This is a genomic window from Mesorhizobium sp. M7A.F.Ca.US.006.04.2.1 (assembly GCF_004022915.1).
In the GTDB taxonomy this organism is placed as follows: domain Bacteria; phylum Pseudomonadota; class Alphaproteobacteria; order Rhizobiales; family Rhizobiaceae; genus Mesorhizobium; species Mesorhizobium ciceri.
This window is the reverse complement of the sequence record NZ_RZQA01001022.1, coordinates 1-1977: the sequence shown is the minus strand read 5'-3', so window position 1 is coordinate 1977 and position 1977 is coordinate 1. Positions and strand designations below refer to the sequence as shown.

Annotated in this window: 1 protein-coding gene and 1 pseudogene; both read left to right on the top strand. The window is 60.7% G+C overall.

Annotated features, from left to right (window positions below; all coding sequences use genetic code 11):
* The coding region (locus EN925_RS33655; RefSeq protein ID WP_128337260.1) for a GMC family oxidoreductase N-terminal domain-containing protein at positions 1 to 1361 on the top strand (1361 nt) is incomplete at its 5' end.
* A 289-nt stretch (positions 1362 to 1650) separates the two neighbouring features.
* Positions 1651 to 1977, top strand: a pseudogene (locus EN925_RS33650) (gentisate 1,2-dioxygenase); the annotation flags it as partial.

The window sequence follows — 1977 nt, the reverse complement described above, 5'->3', positions numbered from 1 at the left end:
CTTCCTCCACCAACGCCATGGCTTATGTGCGCGGCAATCGCGGCGACTACGATCGCTGGGCGGCAAGCGGCCTGACGGACTGGTCGTTCGACAAGGTGCTGCCCTACTTCAAGAAGCAGGAGCGCTGGGAAGCGGGCGAAAGCCGGTACCGTGGCGGCAGCGGGCCGCTGAACACCCAGTTCTGCCGCTACAAGGACGAACTGATCGATGCCTTCGCCACAGCCAGCCGTGATGCCGGATACCCGCAGACCGATGACTATAATGGCGCCATACAGGAAGGTTTCGGCCGGCTGCAGATGACAATCGCCAACGGCCGCCGTTGCTCGACCGCAACCGCCTATCTGCGGCCCGCCATGCGGCGCGGCAATGTCAAGGTGCTGACCGGCGCGATGGCGACGAAGATCCTGCTCAGGGATGGCCGCGCAGCCGGCATTGCCTACACCAGAGGCGGGGCGAGCCATGAAGTTCTGGCGCGGCGCGAAGTTCTGCTTGCCGGCGGCGTCATCAACACGCCGCAGCTGATGATGCTGTCAGGCATAGGCGACAGCGGCGAGCTGGCGGCGCATGGCATCGAGACGAAGGTCGATCGTGCGCAAGTCGGCAAGAATCTGCAGGACCACGTTTCGGTTATCGTGATGTATCGGCGCAAACAGCCTGGACCGTTTCTCAAGATGATGCGGGCCGATCGTATCGGGCTGGATTTCGTCAGGACTTATCTCACCGGAAAGGGCTTTTCGGGAGATGTGCCTGGCGGCGTCGTGGCATTCCTGAAAAGCGACGCAAGCCGGCCGTTGCCGGACGTACAGCTGCTTTTCACCGCCGCGCCGCTTGGGGCATGGCCTTACATGTCGCCGTTCAAGGCGCCGTTCGCCGACGGCTTTGCGACCCGTATCGTTGCGGTGCAGCCGGAGAGCCGCGGCAGCGTCAAGCTGGCGTCGAGCGATCCGGTTGCCGCGCCCCTGATCCATCAGAATTTCCTGTCCTCGCAGCGCGACTGGCAGTCGCTTCGCGCTGGCTTTCGTGTTGCACGCAACCTTGCCAGCCAGCCGTCCATGACCCCGTTTGTCGGCGCGGAGTTCTTCCCCGGCCCGAAATGCGAGAGCGACGACGAGATCGACGAGCATATCCGCAAGACCTCGATCACCGTGCATCATCCGGCCGGCACGTGCCGCCTGGGCGTCGATGCGGCATCGGTGGTCGATCCGGAATTGCGGGTGCGCGGCATTGCCGGGCTTCGTGTCGTGGACGCCTCGGTCATGCCCGACCTCGTTTGCGGCAACATCAATGCGGCGGTCATCATGATCGCCGAAAAGGCCGCGGATCTGATCCGCAGCCGCGCTCAACAGAGCGTGGCTGCCTGATAAGGCGGCCGGATGCAACCAAAGTCTTTTGGTTGAGACTGAAAAACTGCGTTGGTTGGACTGTCATGCGCGTCAGCATGGCCGTGACGAAGCGGTTTCACGCCCTGATTGTGAGCTGAATTTCGTGCATTTCTAGGCTATTCCTGCCTATTTCTGGGCATTTGCCTTTCAAAAATGCACCTCAACCAAAAACTTATAAAATTCGCAATTTGGGTATTGTCGAGCAAAACCAATGCGAATACGGTTGAGTTGGTTAGAAGTATTTTCTTCGTGACGAGAGGTGTCCGATATGTCCCTGGCGCAACCAGCTAACGATGTGCTCACCAACAAGAAGGCGGCACTCAAGGGCCTCTATGACGCCCTCTACGCAAAGAACATGTTTCCGTTCTGGGCGACGTCGGAAGGCGTCGACCATGACGAGATCAAGCAACTGATGGCGACGTCGAGGGCCGTTCCCTTCGTGTGGTCCTATTCGGACATCGAGCCCCTGCTGCAGCGCGCGGCCGAACTTGTGACCATGGACGACAGCGAGCGCCGTTCGCTGATCCTCGTCAATCCCGGTCTTGCGCCCAAGCGTGCATCGGTCAGCACCATGTACACCGCCTACCGCCTGAAC